Consider the following 16,674-nt stretch of genomic DNA (forward strand, 5'->3'; position numbering starts at 1 on the left):
TGATCCTCGGCTCGTCCCGAGGATCATGACTGTCCATTTTTATTGGATGCTGTGCAGTGCGGAATGACGAGGTTTGGCTATGCCCCTCCTCGTATTCTTCCTCAATGTTTCACGTGGGACAGGCCCTTACGTCACAGAACCCACTTGCCACGGCACGAACTCGTTGTCCCCATAATCGTAGATTTCGCTGACGGTCTTGTCACCTGAAGCAACAGCGATGATGTGCTCAAAAATTCGTTTGCCGGATTCCTGAATAGTTTCCTGCCCAGTGACGATCTCGCCGCAGTTGATATCCATATCTTCCTTCATGTGCTCATACATTTCGGAGTTGGTGGCGATCTTGATGCAAGGGGATGGTTTGAAGCCCGAGACAGAGCCTCGACCTGTGGTGAAGCAGATGACATTACAGCCACCCGCCACCTGACCCGTGACTGCGACGGGATCGTAGCCGGGCGTATCCATGAAGACGAAACCGGGTTCGGTGACCGTTTCGGCAAATTCATAGACGGCCTTTAGGGGCATCGAACCACCCTTAGCCACGGCACCCAGCGATTTTTCGAGAATGGTGGTCAAGCCGCCCAGCTTATTGCCATGGGAGGGGTTGTTGTTCAACTCGTCGCCGTTGCGGGCCGTGTAATCCCGCCACCAGTCGATGCGTTGTAAGAGCTTTTCCGCTACCGCAGGGGTCACGGCGCGGCGGGTCAGCAGATGCTCAGCCCCATAGATTTCAGGGGTTTCAGCCAGAACCGTGGTGCCGCCATTTTGTACGATGAGGTCAGAAGCGTAGCCGAGTGCTGGATTGGCGGAGATGCCCGAATAACCGTCAGACCCACCACACTCCAAAGCGACCTTGAGCGCCGACAGCGGTTGTTCGGTTCGTCTCGCAGCATTCACGCCTGGCAGCATGTCTTTGATCTGGGCGATGGCCGCTTCGATTGTTTTGCGCGTGCCCCCATGCTGCTGGATGGTCATGGTGCGAAGGCGCTCGCCCTCCTCCATTTTGTAATGTTCGAGAATTGGCGCAATCTGGTTGGTTTCGCAGCCAAGCCCGATCAGCAAAATGCCGCCGAAATTGGGATGGCGGGCGTACCCTTGAATGGTGCGGATCAGCAGCCGGTAACCTTCCGACTTGGTGTTTATCGCGCAGCCGGTGCTATGGGTTAAAGCCACGACGCCATCGATATTGTCGAAACCATCAAGTCCACCGTCGCGGTTGAAATAGTCGGCTATGTAGCGCGATACGGTGGCGGAACAGTTTACCGAGGCAATGACGCCGATATAGTTTCGTGTCCCAACCCCACCCGTTCCTCGGTCGAAGCCCATGAAAGTGCGGCGCTGATCGAGCGGTAGCATTCCTTTTTCTTCGATATCGACACTGAACTGGTGCGCATGTTCCGAAGGCACCATGGCGAGATTATGCAGGTGCACGAGACGGCCAGGCTCGATATCCTGCGTTGCCATGCCGATGACCTGACCGTATTTCAGCACTTCCTCGCCGGTTTTAATGCTGGTCAAGGCAACCTTGTGCCCTCGCCCGATCAGTTCCGCTGTCATAAGGTCACCACGACCGGTCGCTCCACCCGGCTGTATCGAACGGCGTGCTACCGCGACATTATCACGGGTGTTGAGCAGAATGGTTGCTTCCGAATTGTCTGTCACGCGGTCTCCTCCTCGCGAATGTGCTCTTTCAAGCGGGCGTCTCTAGTTCTCGACCCATCGTCGTCTGGAGCTGTCCAGATGGCTGTGCATGGTCGATTGAGCCAACAATGGATCTTTCGCCTCCAGGGCAGCAAGAATTGCCTCATGTTCCTGCAACGCGAATGTCCAGGTATCCTTGTCTTCGAACTTGACCCGAAACTGTGCCGACATCGGGCTGTGACGCTCATCGAACAAATCCGCGATAAGACGTGCAAGGACGCTGTTGCCGGATTGCTCGGCAATGATCACATGGAACTGCCTGTCCTGATCCAGTGGCTTGCGTCCAGCCTCTATTTCATTGCGCATCGCATCCAGAGTCGACCGCAATGTTTCAAGCGCGTCCCGATCGATACGACTGGCGGCAAGCACGATGGTTGTGCCCTCAAGCGCTGCCCGCGCCTGCATCAATTCCGTCGGGCTTTCGCCCAGCGATTTTGTTTGCGTGTTTGGCTGCACTGGTTCGGGTAGGACATAAACGCCGGAGCCCATGCGGATTTCGACGCTTCCATCGATTTCCAGCGCGATCAGCCCTTCACGAAGGGACGGTCGAGAGACGCCAAGCCGTTGCGCCAGCTCACGCTCCGGCGGAAGCCTTGAACCCGTCTGAAACTCACCGCTCTCAATCAATTCGCGGATTTGATCCGCAATCTGCTGATAAAGCCTGCGCGGCTCCATAATTTTGGCCTGACCATTCATATGAGTTCCGCGCGACCAGCGCACACCTTAAGATTTGGCCTTACCGTACCCTCAACATCAAACAGACGCAAGATAATGTTTATAGTATTGAAATTAATAAATAATTTTAGATATTTCTTTTAATTTATCAATTTCAAACGACGCTCATCTCCCCCGCATTCCAAAATTGGCTTGACCAAGGTAAAAATGCGGCCTAACCATTCCGCCTATTCGCAGCGTCTTGGGTGGAGTTAGGGCGCTATCGGGAGGATTTGGATGTCGCATCGCGCATCGACTGCTCAGGACGAAATTGTTGGCGACAACGCTGTGCGTGAGCATGGTCGCGTTGTGCTTCGCCTGGACAATATCAGCAAGGAATTCCCGGGCGTCAAAGCGCTGAGCGACGTGCATTTCGATCTGCGTTCTGGTGAGGTGCATGCCGTTTGCGGTGAGAACGGCGCTGGAAAATCAACGCTGATGAAGATCGTCAGTGGTGTGTACCAACCCACCAGCGGCACCATTTTGCACAAGGGCGAAAAGGTTCAGTACGCCTCGCCGCTGGAATCGGAAGCGGCTGGCATTGCCATCATCCACCAGGAACTGAACCTCGTTCCGCATTTGAGCATCGCCGAAAACATCTATCTGGCGCGCGAGCCGAAAAAGGCATTTCTGGTTGACCGCAAGAAACTACGCGCTGACGCCAAGCGCTGTCTCGACCGGCTCGGTGTCGATCTCAACCCTGACCAACTGGTGCGCGGTCTCTCTGTTGCGCAATGTCAGATGGTTGAGATTGCCAAGGCATTGTCTCTCGATGCGGAAGTTCTGATCATGGACGAGCCGACGTCGTCGTTGACGGAGCAGGAAACGCGGCTCTTGTTCAAGGTCATCCGTGATCTCAAGGCATCAGGCGTCGGCATCGTCTATATCTCGCACCGTCTGGACGAGATGGCAGAGATCGTTGATCGCGTGACGGTTTTGCGTGATGGGCGTCATATCTCGACCGATGATTTCGACGCTGTTACGGTTGACGATATCGTCACACGTATGGTGGGCCGGTCGCTGGAGGAGAAGTTTCCAGAGCGAACATCCAAGCCGACCGATGAGGTGATTTTCGCGGTTGAAGGTCTGACGCGCACCGGCGTGTTTCACGATGTCAGCTTCGAACTGCGTCGCGGTGAAATCTTAGGGTTTGCAGGTTTGATGGGTGCCGGTCGTACAGAAGTGGCGCGGGCCATTTTCGGAGCCGATGCCTTTGACGCGGGAACGGTCACCTTCGAGGGACGTACCTTGTCCATCAAGTCGCCACAGGATGCGATTGAAAACGGCATCGCCTATCTCTCCGAAGACCGGAAAACCGATGGCCTCGCCATCAAGATGTCGGTCGCCGCGAATACGTCGCTGGCCAATATGGAGGCCGTCTCCAGCCGTTTCGGATTGATTGATTTTAAGAAACATGACGAGGTTGCCAAGCGTTACGTCGATCTTTTGAACATCCGCACACCCTCCATCAAGCAGACAGTGCGGCTTTTGTCCGGCGGCAACCAGCAGAAGATCATTATCGGCAAATGGCTGTTTCGCCAGTCTCGCGTCCTGTTCTTCGATGAGCCGACGCGCGGCATCGATGTCGGTGCGAAGTTCGCGATCTACCAAATCATGGATGAGCTGGCTGCCAAGGGCATCGGCGTCATTCTCATCAGCTCCGAACTGCCGGAAGTGCTGGGGCTGACGGACAGGATTGCGGTGTTCCACGAAGGCAGAATTACCGGAATTCTGGAAACGGCCAAGACCAATCAGGAAGAAATCATGCGCTATGCCTCCGGCTATAGCAGCGGAGATAGACATGTCGGTTAGTCCAGAAACACCCAAGCGTTTTTCCTTCAGCGACCGGCAGAAGGACATCATCCAGAAGTTCGCCGCGCTCGGCAGTCTGGTGCTTCTGACGATCGTGTTTTCAGCCACCAGCAATGCGTTCTTCACCGTCAACAACGCCATGACGATTGCCTTGCAGGTGACGTCGATTGCCCTGCTTGGCATTGGCGCGACCTGCGTTATCATCACTGGCGGCATTGATCTTTCGGTGGGCTCGGTGCTGGCGCTGGCAGGTGTGGTCGCAGCTCTCGCGGTAAAAGAGTTGGGCATGCCGGTGCCGGTTGGCATGTTCTTCGGCATTCTGACGGGTTCTCTCTGCGGCCTTATCAATGGCTTGCTGGTCACGCGCTTCAAGCTGCCGCCGTTTATCGCAACACTCGGCATGATGCTGATTGCCCGCGGTGTCGCTCTGCAAATCACCGGTGCGCGGGCCGTTTCCGGCCTTGGCGAGTCCTTTGGTGTGCTGGGCAACGGCGCTTTGTTCCGCATCGTCAACATCGGCGATGACGGATTTCCGAATGTGGTATTTCCCGGCATTCCCTACCCGGTCATTTTGATGATCGTGATCGCGATTGCCGTTTCCTTCATGCTGAACCGCTCGGTGCTGGGACGGCACATCTATGCGGTAGGCTCGAATGCGGAAGCCGCTCGGCTGTCCGGCGTCAACGTCGCCCGCGTCACCAACTTTACCTACGTGTTGTCTGGCACGCTGGCGGGTTTGACCGGCTGTGTGCTGATGTCTCGCCTTGTCACAGCGCAGCCGAACGAGGGCGTGATGTATGAGCTGGATGCCATCGCCAGTGCCGTCATTGGTGGCACATCGCTGATTGGTGGTGTCGGCACGATTTCTGGCACGGCTATCGGTGCCTTCGTCATAGGCATTTTGCGCAATGGCCTCAACATGAACGGCGTTTCAGCCTTCACACAGCAGATTATCATCGGTCTGGTTATTCTCGGTACGGTCTGGATCGACCAGCTGCGCAACCGCCGATGATCTATAGGGGTGCGGACCTTTTCCGCGGGAAACCGGCACGGCGATGAGGAGATATCGCTGTGCCGGCACAATGGAGGAAAACATGAAAAAGCTTACGACTGCCCTTTTGACATCGGTGATTGCGCTGTGGAGCGTTTCCACCGTTGAGGCCGGTGAAATCGCCGTCATCGTCAAGACCGTGAACTCCACTTTCTGGCAGAACGTCCAGAAGGGTGCGGATGCCGCGATCAAGGACTCCAAGGGCAACACCATGACCTTCCAGGGTCCGGCCTCGGAATCAGCCATCGCCGATCAGGTCAACATGGTGGAAAATGCCGTCAACCGTAAGGTCGCTGGCATTGTTCTCGCCCCTTCCGATCCGGATGCGCTGGTTCCTGCCGTGAAAAAGGCCTGGGAAGCTCGCATCCCCGTTGTCATCGTAGACTCGCAGCTCGCCAAGGGTGCGGAGCAATATTACCAGTCCTTCCTCGCGACCGATAACAAAAAAGCTGGTGAGCTGGCTGCGCAGGCACTGATCGACAAGGTTGGCAAGGAAGGCAAGATTGCGGTCATGTCCTATGTCGCCGGTGCCGGTTCTGAAATCGGCCGCGTTGGCGGTTTCACCGATTACATCAAGGCCAACTCCAAGCTTCAGATTGTCGGCCCTTATTATTCGCAGTCTCAGATGGCGACGGCGCTAAATCAGACAACGGACGTTCTGGCTGCCAATTCCGATCTCAAAGGCATTTTCGGTGCCAATGAACCGACTGCCATTGGCGTTGGTCGTGCGCTTGCGCAATCCGGTAAGGCGGGCAAGGTTGTCGCCATTGGCTTTGACGGCAATCAGGACCTTCAGGGCTTTGTCAAGGATGGCACGCTAGCGGGTATCGTGGTGCAGGGTTCGTACCAGATGGGTGAACTGGGTGTTCAGACCGTCTCCAAGCTTATCGCCAAGGAAAAGGTCGAGAAGTTCGTTGATACCGGCGTCGTGGTGGTAACAAAGGACAACATCGACAAGCCGGAAGCCAAGAACGTTCTTTATTAAGTCTACTTGACGTCATGCTCGGGCTTGTCCCGAGCATCTGCCAACGTTTCGGTTTTTGCGACGTGAATGGATCCTCGGGACAGGCCCGAGGATGACGTGCCAAAAATATAAACTACCAAGAATTAGCTTTCGAAAGTGCTACGATGAAAGTATCCGAAAAACGTAAAATCCCTCGCCGTGATGTGGATGTGACCGTGATGGGCCTTGGCTGTGCCCAGATGGGTAATCTTTACCGGGTCACGCCCTATGCGGAATCGAAGGGCGCTTTCGACACGGCCTGGCAGCACGGCATGCGTTATTTCGATACTGCACCCTTTTACGGTTACACCCGCTCTGAGCGCCGCCTGGGTACGATGGTGACGGAGCATGAGCGCGGCGATTATACGCTGAGTACCAAGGTCGGGCGTGTAATGGTGCCAGATGAAACGGTGGGCCCGGAAGAGGATGCCTATATCGCGCCCCTGCCCTTCCGTCCGGTCTATGATTATTCCCATGATGGTATCCTGCGCTCCTTCGAGGCCAGCCAGCAGCGGCTTGGCATTCTGAAGCCGGATATCCTTTATATTCACGATATCGGTCCTTTCACCCATGGCGACAAGCATCAGCACTACTGGGACCAGCTGACAACGGGCGGTGGTTTCAAGGCACTCGGCAAACTGCGCGACGAAGGCTCTACGGGTGCCGTTGGCCTTGGCGTCAACGAATGGGAAGTTGTCCGTAGCGCAATGGAGGTCTTCGACATCGACGTTGCGATGCTGGCCGGGCGCTATACGTTGCTGGAACAGAGCAGCCTCGATTTCCTCAATACATGTGCCACACGCGGCGTCGCCATTGTCGTCGCGGGCGCGTTCAATTCCGGTATTCTGGCGGGCAATCGCAAATTCAATTACGAGGACGCGCCAGCCGATATTCTGGCCAAAGTCGATGCCCTCCATGAGGTCTGCGAAGAACTCGGCGTTTCCTTGCAGGCGGCTGCGCTGCAATTTCCGCTGGCGCATGCCGCTGCGGTCACGGTGGTGTCGGGCGCACGCAACGCGCAACAACTGTCTTCCAACATCGAATGGTTCGAGCAGGATATTCCGCCGGAATTCTGGAGTGAGCTTCAAAGGCGGGAGCTGATTGCGGAGGGTGCGCCGGTGCCGGGAGGCAGGGTCTGACCATGCTGATCGACGCCCACCAGCATTTCTGGCTTTTGAAGGACCGCGGCGGCCAATGGCCGCCGCCATCCCTGGAGGCCATCTACAGGGATTTTCTTCCTGACGATCTGTTGCCATTGATGCAGCAGGCGGGCGTAACCGGTACGGTGCTGGTCCAGACGATGGAAACGGCTGCTGATACGGATTTTATGTTGGCACTGGCCGACAAGCATTCTTTCATCAAAGGCGTGGTCGGCTGGGTCGATATGAAGGCACCGGATGCCTCTGAACAGATTGCCAGCCGCGCAGCCTATCCCGCTTTCAAGGGTGTGCGACCGATGTTGCAGGACATCGCCAATGTCAGCTGGATAGAAGATCCGGCCCTCGATCCGGCTGTTGCAGCCTTGATCGATCACGGCCTTGTTTTCGATGCGCTGGTCCTCCCTCAACATTTGCCGCATTTGCTTGCCTTTGCGACCCGCCACACCGGGCTCCCGATCGTCATTGATCACGGCGCAAAGCCTTTGATTGCCAGTGGACATTACAGCAATTGGCGCAAGGATATGACGGCCTTGGCGGCCCTTCCCCATGTCCATTGCAAGCTTTCAGGTCTGCTGACCGAGCGTGGTGATCAAAAGCCTGAGGCAGTGAGACCCTATGCTGAAACCATTGTCGAGCTGTTCGGTACTGGACGGGTGATGTTTGGCAGTGACTGGCCTGTGTTGCGGTTGGCTGGCGATTATCAGGCGTGGCTGGATTTCAGCCGTGACATTGTGCCTGCCGCCGACCATGTTGCGGTGTTTGGCGGCAATGCCGTGCATTTTTATTCTCTTTCTGACAGGTGACATATGCTGGCGATTTTTTGCGATAAGCCCGGGCTTCTATCGGCCAAGGAACTGCCCAAGCCGCATCGCGGCGAGGGTGAAGTTCTCGTGCGTATCCGCCGGATCGGTGTCTGCGGCACGGATTTGCATATCTTCACCGGCAATCAGCCTTACCTGTCCTACCCCCGCATCATGGGGCATGAATTGTCCGGTACGGTGGAAGAGGCACCGGATGGAAGCGCGCTGTCTGCTGGCGATATCGTCACCATCATTCCCTACATTTCCTGTGGCCATTGCAGCGCTTGCCTGAAAGGTAAGAGCAATTGCTGCCGCAACATCGGCGTACTGGGCGTACACCGCGATGGTGGCATGTTGGAATATCTGAGTGTACCGCAGCAATTCGTATTGAAGGCCGAGGGTCTCAGCCTCGATCAGGCGGCGATGACGGAATTTCTAGCCATCGGCGCACATGCGGTCCGTCGTGGTGCGGTCAAGGCGGATCAGCATGTGCTGATCGTCGGTGCCGGACCCATCGGCATGGCCGTTGCCGTTTTCGCGGTGTTGAATGGCAGTGTGGTGACGATGATCGACAGCCGCGAAGACCGGTTGGCGTTCTGCAAAGACCAACTGGGCGTCTCGAATGTCGTCATCCTTGGCGAGGGTGACAAGGATCAACTATCCAAGATCACCGGCGGTGATTTCTTCGACGCAGTGTTTGATGCCACCGGCAATCCGAAAGCCATGGAGCGTGGCTTTTCCTTCGTCGGCCATGGCGGTTCCTATGTGCTGGTATCGATCGTCGCCAGCGATATCAGCTTCAATGATCCCGAATTTCACAAGCGTGAAACCACGTTGCTGGGCAGCCGCAACGCGACGCTGGAGGATTTCGAAGTGGTGCTCGAGGCGCAACGTTCCGGCAAGGTACCCGAAGCGCTGATTACCCACCGCATGACACTGGTCGACGTTCCCGCCCGTTTTGCCGACCTGACCAACCCAAAGGCCGGTGTCATCAAAGGCATGGTGGAAGTCGTCTGAGACCTGCAACAACAAAGACATTCTGTGACCCCTGACTGCGAGTGAGGCCATGACCAAGATTACCGATCTGCGCGTTTTCGATTTGCGCTTTCCCACCTCGCAAAGCCTCGATGGCTCGGATGCGATGAACCCCGATCCGGATTATTCCGCCGCCTATGTCATTCTCGATACCGATGATGCCGCCTTGAAAGGCCATGGTCTGACCTTCACCATTGGCCGAGGCAACGAGATTTGCTGCATGGCCATCGAAGCTATGCGGCATCTGGTTGTCGGTACTGATCTTTCCACCGTGGTGGAAAATCCCGGCAAATATTGGCGGCATCTGACGGGTGATAGCCAGCTACGCTGGATCGGACCGGACAAGGGTGCCATGCATCTGGCCACAGGTGCCGTCGTCAATGCCGTGTGGGATTTGCTGGCAAAACAGGCGGGTAAGCCGGTCTGGCAACTGGTGGCCGATATGAGCCCTGAGCAGATCGCCGATATCGTTGATTACCGTTATCTGACAGACGTACTGACGCGCGACGATGCGCTGGCGATTTTGAAAAAAGCCGAAGCCGGTAAGGCAGAGCGTATCGAAATCCTGAAAAAAGAGGGTTACGCCTGCTATACCACCTCTGCTGGCTGGCTGGGGTACGGCGATGAGAAACTGCGCCGTCTGTGCCAGGAAGCTATTGATGCCGGCTTCAACCACGTTAAGATGAAGGTTGGGCGTGATCTCGAAGACGACATCCGTCGCCTGACCATCGCCCGCGAGGTGATCGGCCCCGACCGCTATCTGATGATCGATGCCAACCAAGTATGGGAAGTCGATCAGGCCATCGAGTGGGTCAATAAGCTCGCTTTCGCCAATCCCTTCTTCATCGAAGAGCCGACCAGCCCGGACGATATTGCCGGCCACCGGAAAATTCGCGAGGCGATTGGCTCGGTCAAGGTCGCGACCGGTGAAATGTGCCAGAACCGTATCATGTTCAAGCAGTTCATCGCCGAAGGTGCGATTGACGTCGTGCAGATCGACAGCTGCCGAATGGGTGGTCTCAACGAAGTGCTGGCCGTCTTGCTGATCGCCGCGAAATACGGCCTGCCCGTCTGGCCGCATGCCGGTGGCGTCGGACTCTGCGAATATGTGCAGCACCTGTCGATGATCGATTATTTGGTCGTATCAGGCACCAAGGAAGGCCGCGTGATCGAATATGTCGACCATCTGCACGAGCATTTCATCGAGCCCTGCGACATCAAGGATGCGGCTTACATGCCGCCAAAAATGGCGGGTTTTTCGATTGAGATGAAGCCGGAATCGATTGAGGCTTATTTGTTCAGGGGGTAAGACGTGACGAGTTCGCCGCCCCTCACCGTCATCCTCGGGCTTGACCCGAGGATCTAACGAACCCCGACGTCAAACGTGGTCAGATCCTCGGGTCAAGCCCGAGGATCTGACCACGTTTGACGTCGAATGGAATAATTTACGGCAAACTAAAAGCTACTAAGCGCTGCTTCGAGCCTTACCCACTCGGCCTCTTCTCCCGGAAGACCAAACCGCATATCAGCGGGTCTTTCATCAAAGATGCGCGTCAGAATGCCGTGTTGCATCAGGTGGACAAACAGGCGTGGCACCCGCTCATCGCGAACAAGGGTGAAGAGCGACGTACCCCCAGCGATGGTCAAACCGGTTTTTCTCAGCATCTCGTTCAGCCGTGCCGACTCATCCTTTAGCCGGAGTCTCATGGCTTCCCGCCAAGGCTTGTCCGCCAGCGCTTCCGTCGCAATGTGCAAAGCCGGGCCGGACACGGCCCACGGTCCCAGTCGTGCTTCGAGGTCTGCGGCAATGTCGGGGTGGGCGATGGAGAAGCCGAGGCGGACGCCTGCCATGCCGTAAAACTTGCCGAAGGAGCGCAAGACGACGAGGCTGTTTGAGGTCGCCCCGTCAGCGATACTTTCGGCGCATCCGGTTTCGATGAAGGCTTCATCGACCACAAGCAATCCATCTTTTTTGCGCATGGCGTCAGCCAGTGCCAGCAAGGGTGCACGCTCTATCACCCGCCCATCTGGATTGTTTGGGTTGATAACAACCACGTAATCGAAAGCAATGAGGTCCTCGATATCAGAGACTTCAGTGACAGAAAGCCCGGCTATGCGGGCGGTGCGGGCGTGTTCGGCATAGGCGGGAGACAGCACGCCGCACGTTTGCCCGCCTTTCTGGACGGCCAATTGCGCCAGCAACGGCATCAGCATTTGGGTGCCGGGAGCAGCTACGACGTGCGCTGCGGAGGGTGCACCAAACGCCGCTGATGCGACATCTTTCAATTTTTCCACTGCACTTGGTTCCGGCAGTCGGGCAAACGCGCTGGCGGGAATGGGCGAATGCGGGTAGGAGTGCGGATTGATCCCGGTGGAAAGATCGATCCAGGGTTCGGGTGCCTGTGGATAAAGCTGGCGCGCGTATCCTAGGTTGCCCCCATGGCGGATCGCCGGTTGCGCTTTTTCTGGTACCCTCTCGCCCATGTTCTTCGCTCTCGCTTTCCTGTCCGTGCTGATCGAACGCCTTGTCGGCTATCCCGACTGGCTGTTCAAGCGCATCGGCCATCCCGTGACATGGATCGGTTCGCTTATCGCCCTCCTCGATAAAAAATGGAACCGGGAGAGTGATTCATTTTCGCGTCGCAAGGGCATGGGTGTGGCCGCACTGATCATTTTTCTGGGGTCGGCGGTGCTGATTGCTTGGGTGTTGCAATCAACGCTTCTATGGCTTCCTCTTGGTCTGTTGATCTTGGCGGTGTTTGGTGCATCTCTGCCTGCGCAGAAAAGCCTGGAGCAGCATGTTGCGGCCGTGGCCCTTGCTCTAGAGCGTGATGGCGTCGAAGGTGGCCGCAAGGCGGTGTCGATGATCGTGGGGCGTGATCCGGAAAAGCTGGATGAAGCCGCCGTGTGCCGGGCGGCTATAGAAAGTCTGGCAGAAAATTTTTCCGATGGCATCGTTGCACCCTCGCTCTGGCTCGGCCTTCTGGGGCTTGCCGGCGGCACAGGATACAAGGCGATCAACACGGCAGACAGCATGATCGGCCATCGCTCACCCCGCCATGAGGCCTTCGGCTGGGCCTCTGCGCGGCTGGATGATCTCGTCAACCTTCCCGCTTCGCGCCTTACTGGCTTACTTTTCGTTCTGTCTGCTTTTTTTGTGAAAGGTGCGTCGCCGCGCGAGAGCATGAATGCCGTTTTTCGCGATGCGCCGCATCATCGCTCGCCCAATGCCGGATGGCCGGAGGCAGCGCTTGCCGGAGCACTTGGATTTGCGCTCGCCGGTCCCCGCTCCTACGGCGGGCAGATGATCGAGGCACGGTTCATGGGCGAAGGCGGGCGACGGGATTTGACCGCCGCCGATATTCGTCAGGCCTTGAAACTGACCCGTGTCGCCGATGCCATGTTGATTTGTCTCTTCGGCGCACTCGCCGTTGTCATCGCGCTATAGCCCATAAGGCATCCAGATTGAGATGGCGCTCCATATGGTCAGCCAACCTGTCCAGAACGGCATTCACTTGCTGTTCGTAATTGAGCGTCGAACTTTCGCTGCCCAGCCGCTTCAGCCAGGCACTGCGCTGAGTATCATCAGCAAACAGGCCGTGCATATAGGTGCCGAAGACGCGACCATCCGTTGAAATCGCGCCGTCTTTTTGGTCGCCAATAGTAGAGAACGGGCGGATGACATCCGCTCCCTCGGTTATTCCAACATGCATTTCATAGCCGGAGAAGGATATTCCGTCGAAGCTCTGGCCGGTGACAGAGATGAGCCGTTTATCGCCGGTCAGGACGGTGTCAACATTCAACAATCCTAACCCGTCTACCGTGAGATTTACGCCTTCGATGCCCTCTGGATCAGCCACGGTGTTGCCCAGCATCTGGTAGCCACCACAAAGGCCGAGAACATAGCCGCCTCGGCGCAGATGCGCTTTGATATCGACATCGAAACTTGAGCTTTTCAGCGTGGTCAGGTCAGCGATTGTTGACTTCGAGCCGCAAAGAAGCACCAATGCGCAATCTGCTGGAATGACATCACCCGGCCGCACGCGAATCAGTTCGACATCGGGCTCAGCCTCCAGCGGGTCGAGGTCATCGAAGTTGGAGATATGCGGCAGGATGGGAACCGCGATGCGGATTTTCGCGCCCGGTTTGCGCTGTTCCGGTGCGGTCAAACCCAGTGCATCTTCGGCGGGCAAGCGGCTGGCGTCGGCAAAATGGGGCAGAAGACCAATCGGGCTCCAGCCGGTTTTATCCTGGATGATGCGCATGCCGTCATCGAACAGGCTTGGATCACCTCTGAAACGATTGACGATGAAGCCTTGGATCATCGCCGCATCTTCTGCATCCAGAACTGTTTTCGTGCCCACAAGGCTGGCGATGACGCCACCGCGATCGATATCGCCGATGAGGATGACAGGCGCATCCGCGGCCCGGGCAAAGCCCATATTGGCAATGTCGTTGGCGCGAAGATTGACTTCCGATGCGCTGCCCGCACCCTCCACCAGAACCAGGTCGGCTTTGGCTTTCAGATGCTCGAAACTTTCCAGCACACACGGCATCAGGCCCGCTTTCATGTGCTGGTAATCTGCCGCCTTGGCGTTGCCGATGACCTTGCCCTGCACCACCACCTGCGCGCCGGTCTCGCTTTGCGGCTTTAGCAGCACCGGGTTCATATGCACGGAAAGGGCAACACCCGCCGCCCGCGCCTGCAAGGCCTGCGCCCTGCCGATTTCACCACCATCTGCGGTAACGGCGGCGTTGTTGGACATGTTTTGCGGCTTGAACGGCATGACGGAAAGGCCACGGCGGGTGAACGCACGGGCAAGCCCCGCCACCATTAGTGACTTGCCGACGTCAGATCCGGTACCCTGAAACATCAAAACGCGCGCTGTCATCAATTAAAACTCGATGCCGGACTGGGCTTTGACGCCCGCTTTGAAGTGATGCTTCACCAGCGTCATTTCCGTCACCATATCAGCGGCATCGATCAGCGCCGGCTTGGCGTTACGACCAGTGACCATGACATGCAGCTCCGGACGGCGGTTTTGCAACGCTGCCACCACTTCATCCAGCGGTAGGTAATCGTAACGCAATGCGATATTGAGCTCATCGAGCACCACCAAGCCAATCGTTTCATCGGCCATCAGTGTCTTTGCCTCTTGCCACGCTTTCGTGGCAGCTGCGACATCGCGTTTGAGATCCTGGGTGTCCCACGTGAAACCTTCACCCATGGTGCGCCACTCCACACGGTCGCCAAACAGGGCCAGCGCCTGCTGCTCGCCAGTGGACCATGCGCCCTTGATGAACTGCACGATGCCGACGCGTCTGTTGGTGCCCAGCATGCGCAGCGCAAGTCCGAAGGCTGCGGTGGACTTGCCTTTGCCCGGGCCGGTATTGACCATCAGCAGACCTTTTTCGATGGTCTTTTCCGAGACCTCCGCGTCTTGAACGGCTTTGCGATTGGCCATTTTGGCGCGATGGCGTTCGGCCTCGCTGTCGCTGATATCGCGGTTCATGGCGTCTTATCCTTCCGGCGCATGTTTTTTCGAAGCGGCGACTATAGTCAAATCCGTTCTCACGGCAATCATGGAGCGGCATTGACACTCCAGCACCGCAGGGCATAAGGATTAAGAACTGACGGTCTTTTTCCGGCAACGGGAAAAGCTAAGAGGGAACACGGTTCAATTCGCTATGCGGACCAATCCGTGGCTGCCCCCGCAACTGTAAGCGGTGAGCCCGCGCCAAAAGCCACTGGACATGTTGTCCGGGAAGGCGGCGCAAGGGCGTTCTTCACACTGCGAGCCAGGAGACCTGCCGTTTCAGGAAAACGTCTGCCGGGCGGGGTGCTCCGGTCAGTCGGTCTTGTCGAACAGCGAAGCGTGCCTCGGCGCGTGGCGTTTTTCGATATCCGCACCCCAGAGAATTTGCAGGCGCGGAAAGCTTAATCTTGGATATAACATCGACATCCCCAGCCATGACGGCGGAGCCCGAACGCGAAACGTCCAGTGGCGTCGTCGTTTTCGTGTGCCGCAGCTGTCGCGATGAAGCCGATCCCAATATAGAACCCCGTCCCGGTGCCACACTTGCGCAGGCTGCAGTCGCGCTTGGTCGCACTGAAGGTGTCGAGGTGCGTAGCGTCAATTGCCTTGCCAATTGCAAGCGAGGCCTGAGTGCGGCGATGCGCAGCGCCGACGGTTGGTCTTATATGTTTGGTTCGCTGACCGCAGACGATGCCGCCGACCTGATGGTCGGTGCGCGTCTTCTGGCCACGGCACCGGATGGCCTGATGCCATGGCGCGGACGGCCTAACAGTTTGAAGCGTGGCTTGGTTGCCCGCATTCCCCCTTTGCATTTTACCGAGGAGACATCATGACCACGCTCGATCGCGTTCCCTGCACCATCATCACCGGCTTTCTTGGCGCTGGCAAAACCACCTTGCTGCGTGGCCTGTTGGAGAAACTGGATGGAAAACGGCTGGCTATTATCGTCAACGAATTTGGCGATGTTGGCATTGATGGCGATGTTCTCAAAGGCTGCGGCATCGAAAGCTGCCCGGAAGAAAATATCGTAGAATTGGCCAATGGCTGCATTTGCTGCACGGTTGCCGATGATTTCCAACCAGCTATCGAGCAGATCCTCAGCCGTCAGCCACGCGTCGAGCATATCCTTATCGAGACATCTGGATTGGCTTTGCCGAAGCCGTTGGTTCAGGCCTTCCAGTGGCCAGCGATCAAAAGCCGCGTGACGGTGGACGCCGTGGTCGCTGTTGCCGATGGTGCAGCTCTTGCGGAAGGCATGGTGTCGCATGATCTCGAGGCTCTTGCCGCCCAGCGCCAGAACGACGAAGCGCTGGATCACGACGATCCGGTCGAAGAGGTTTTCGAAGATCAGATTGCCTGCGCAGATCTCATCGTTCTGACCAAGGGCGATCTGCTCGATGCAGAGGGTCTCGAGCGCGCCAAGGCGCATATCAATGCACATCTTCCAAAGGCGGCAAAAATCATCGTGGCGTCCAATGGCGTCATCGATCCTGCCGTCCTCATCGGGCTTGGGCTTGCGGTGGAAGAGGATATCGATAATCGCCACACCCATCATGATGAGGAAGAAGACCACGATCACGATGAGTTCGACAGCTTCGTCGTGGAACTGGATGCGGTAACCGACGCAGATGCGTTGGCGGTGCGTATCTCCGAAACGGCGGCCTCTGAAAACGTGCTGCGTATCAAGGGTTTTGTCGAGGTCTCTTCCAAGCCGATGCGCTTGCAGGTTCAGGCCGTCGGTTCACGCGTCAACCATTACTTCGATCGTCCCTGGGCCACCGGTGAAGTCCGCCGCAGCCGCCTGGTGGTGATCGGCGAAAAAGGTATCAACCGCGAGAAAATCGAGCGGATGCTGGCGGCCTGA

15 protein-coding genes and 1 riboswitch are annotated in these 16,674 nt (G+C 57.0%); of the genes, 10 read left to right on the forward strand and 5 right to left on the reverse strand.

Translation table 11 applies throughout. The annotated features are described in order from the left end of the window. Positions 1-126 precede the first annotated feature (126 nt). Together CPJ18_RS20155 and CPJ18_RS20160 are read right to left on the reverse strand one after the other, a co-directional pair. Positions 127-1,659: a UxaA family hydrolase gene (locus tag CPJ18_RS20155; RefSeq protein WP_103659778.1), complete on the reverse strand. Its 1,533-nt coding sequence runs from the start codon at positions 1,657-1,659 to the stop codon at positions 127-129. A gap of 42 nt (positions 1,660-1,701) precedes the next feature. After that, complete coding sequence (locus CPJ18_RS20160) at positions 1,702-2,394, reverse strand: FadR/GntR family transcriptional regulator (RefSeq protein WP_103659779.1); 693 nt, start codon at positions 2,392-2,394, stop codon at positions 1,702-1,704. Positions 2,395-2,649: 255 nt separating this feature from the next. On the opposite strand from CPJ18_RS20160, the gene CPJ18_RS20165 reads away from it, so the two are divergent. From CPJ18_RS20165 to CPJ18_RS20195, 7 genes are all read left to right on the forward strand, one after another. Further along, positions 2,650-4,224 carry a sugar ABC transporter ATP-binding protein gene (locus CPJ18_RS20165; RefSeq protein ID WP_103659780.1) on the forward strand — a complete coding sequence of 525 codons (1,575 nt, stop codon included), beginning with the start codon at positions 2,650-2,652 and terminating at the stop codon, positions 4,222-4,224. Then, positions 4,214-5,236 carry an ABC transporter permease gene (locus CPJ18_RS20170; protein WP_077104939.1) on the forward strand — a complete coding sequence of 341 codons (1,023 nt, stop codon included), beginning with the start codon at positions 4,214-4,216 and terminating at the stop codon, positions 5,234-5,236. Before CPJ18_RS20165 ends, CPJ18_RS20170 begins: the two co-directional genes overlap by 11 nt. 82 nt (positions 5,237-5,318) lie before the next feature. After that, on the forward strand, positions 5,319-6,260 hold the full coding sequence (locus CPJ18_RS20175; protein ID WP_103659937.1) for an ABC transporter substrate-binding protein: 942 nt from the start codon (positions 5,319-5,321) through the stop codon (positions 6,258-6,260). Positions 6,261-6,403: 143 nt separating this feature from the next. Further along, positions 6,404-7,417, forward strand: coding sequence for an aldo/keto reductase (locus CPJ18_RS20180; protein WP_103659781.1), 1,014 nt, complete (start codon positions 6,404-6,406; stop codon positions 7,415-7,417). 2 nt (positions 7,418-7,419) lie between these two features. Beyond that, positions 7,420-8,241, forward strand: a complete 822-nt coding sequence (locus tag CPJ18_RS20185; protein ID WP_103659782.1) for an amidohydrolase family protein — start codon at positions 7,420-7,422, stop codon at positions 8,239-8,241. Positions 8,242-8,244: 3 nt separating this feature from the next. Beyond that, a complete protein-coding gene (locus tag CPJ18_RS20190; RefSeq protein ID WP_103659783.1) occupies positions 8,245-9,255 on the forward strand; it encodes a zinc-binding alcohol dehydrogenase family protein in 1,011 nt (336 codons plus the stop codon). A gap of 49 nt (positions 9,256-9,304) precedes the next feature. Then, the gene (locus CPJ18_RS20195; protein WP_103659784.1) at positions 9,305-10,582 is read left to right on the forward strand and encodes an L-fuconate dehydratase; all 1,278 of its coding nucleotides are present in this window, start codon (positions 9,305-9,307) and stop codon (positions 10,580-10,582) included. Positions 10,583-10,728: 146 nt separating this feature from the next. Here CPJ18_RS20195 and cobD read toward each other — a convergent pair whose 3' ends face one another. After that, positions 10,729-11,757: a threonine-phosphate decarboxylase CobD gene (cobD, locus tag CPJ18_RS20200; RefSeq protein ID WP_103659785.1), complete on the reverse strand. Its 1,029-nt coding sequence runs from the start codon at positions 11,755-11,757 to the stop codon at positions 10,729-10,731. On the opposite strand from cobD, the gene cbiB reads away from it, so the two are divergent. Further along, complete coding sequence (cbiB, locus tag CPJ18_RS20205; protein ID WP_103659786.1) at positions 11,756-12,721, forward strand: adenosylcobinamide-phosphate synthase CbiB; 966 nt, start codon at positions 11,756-11,758, stop codon at positions 12,719-12,721. The two genes, cobD and cbiB, sit on opposite strands and share 2 nt — an antisense overlap. Here the strand turns inward: cbiB and CPJ18_RS20210 are convergent. Then, positions 12,708-14,165 carry a cobyric acid synthase gene (locus CPJ18_RS20210; protein ID WP_103659787.1) on the reverse strand — a complete coding sequence of 486 codons (1,458 nt, stop codon included), beginning with the start codon at positions 14,163-14,165 and terminating at the stop codon, positions 12,708-12,710. The two genes, cbiB and CPJ18_RS20210, sit on opposite strands and share 14 nt — an antisense overlap. A 3-nt stretch (positions 14,166-14,168) precedes the next feature. Beyond that, positions 14,169-14,786, reverse strand: coding sequence for a cob(I)yrinic acid a,c-diamide adenosyltransferase (gene cobO, locus CPJ18_RS20215; protein WP_103659788.1), 618 nt, complete (start codon positions 14,784-14,786; stop codon positions 14,169-14,171). 105 nt (positions 14,787-14,891) lie between these two features. Beyond that, positions 14,892-15,103: riboswitch (cobalamin riboswitch) on the forward strand. A 141-nt stretch (positions 15,104-15,244) separates the two neighbouring features. Between cobO and CPJ18_RS20220 the strand changes: the two genes are divergently transcribed. Next, positions 15,245-15,643 carry a DUF1636 family protein gene (locus CPJ18_RS20220; RefSeq protein ID WP_103659789.1) on the forward strand — a complete coding sequence of 133 codons (399 nt, stop codon included), beginning with the start codon at positions 15,245-15,247 and terminating at the stop codon, positions 15,641-15,643. Further along, positions 15,637-16,674 carry a cobalamin biosynthesis protein CobW gene (gene cobW, locus CPJ18_RS20225; protein WP_103659790.1) on the forward strand — a complete coding sequence of 346 codons (1,038 nt, stop codon included), beginning with the start codon at positions 15,637-15,639 and terminating at the stop codon, positions 16,672-16,674. Before CPJ18_RS20220 ends, cobW begins: the two co-directional genes overlap by 7 nt.

This window comes from Agrobacterium rosae (assembly GCF_002915175.1).
In the GTDB taxonomy this organism is placed as follows: Bacteria; Pseudomonadota; Alphaproteobacteria; order Rhizobiales; family Rhizobiaceae; genus Agrobacterium; species Agrobacterium rosae.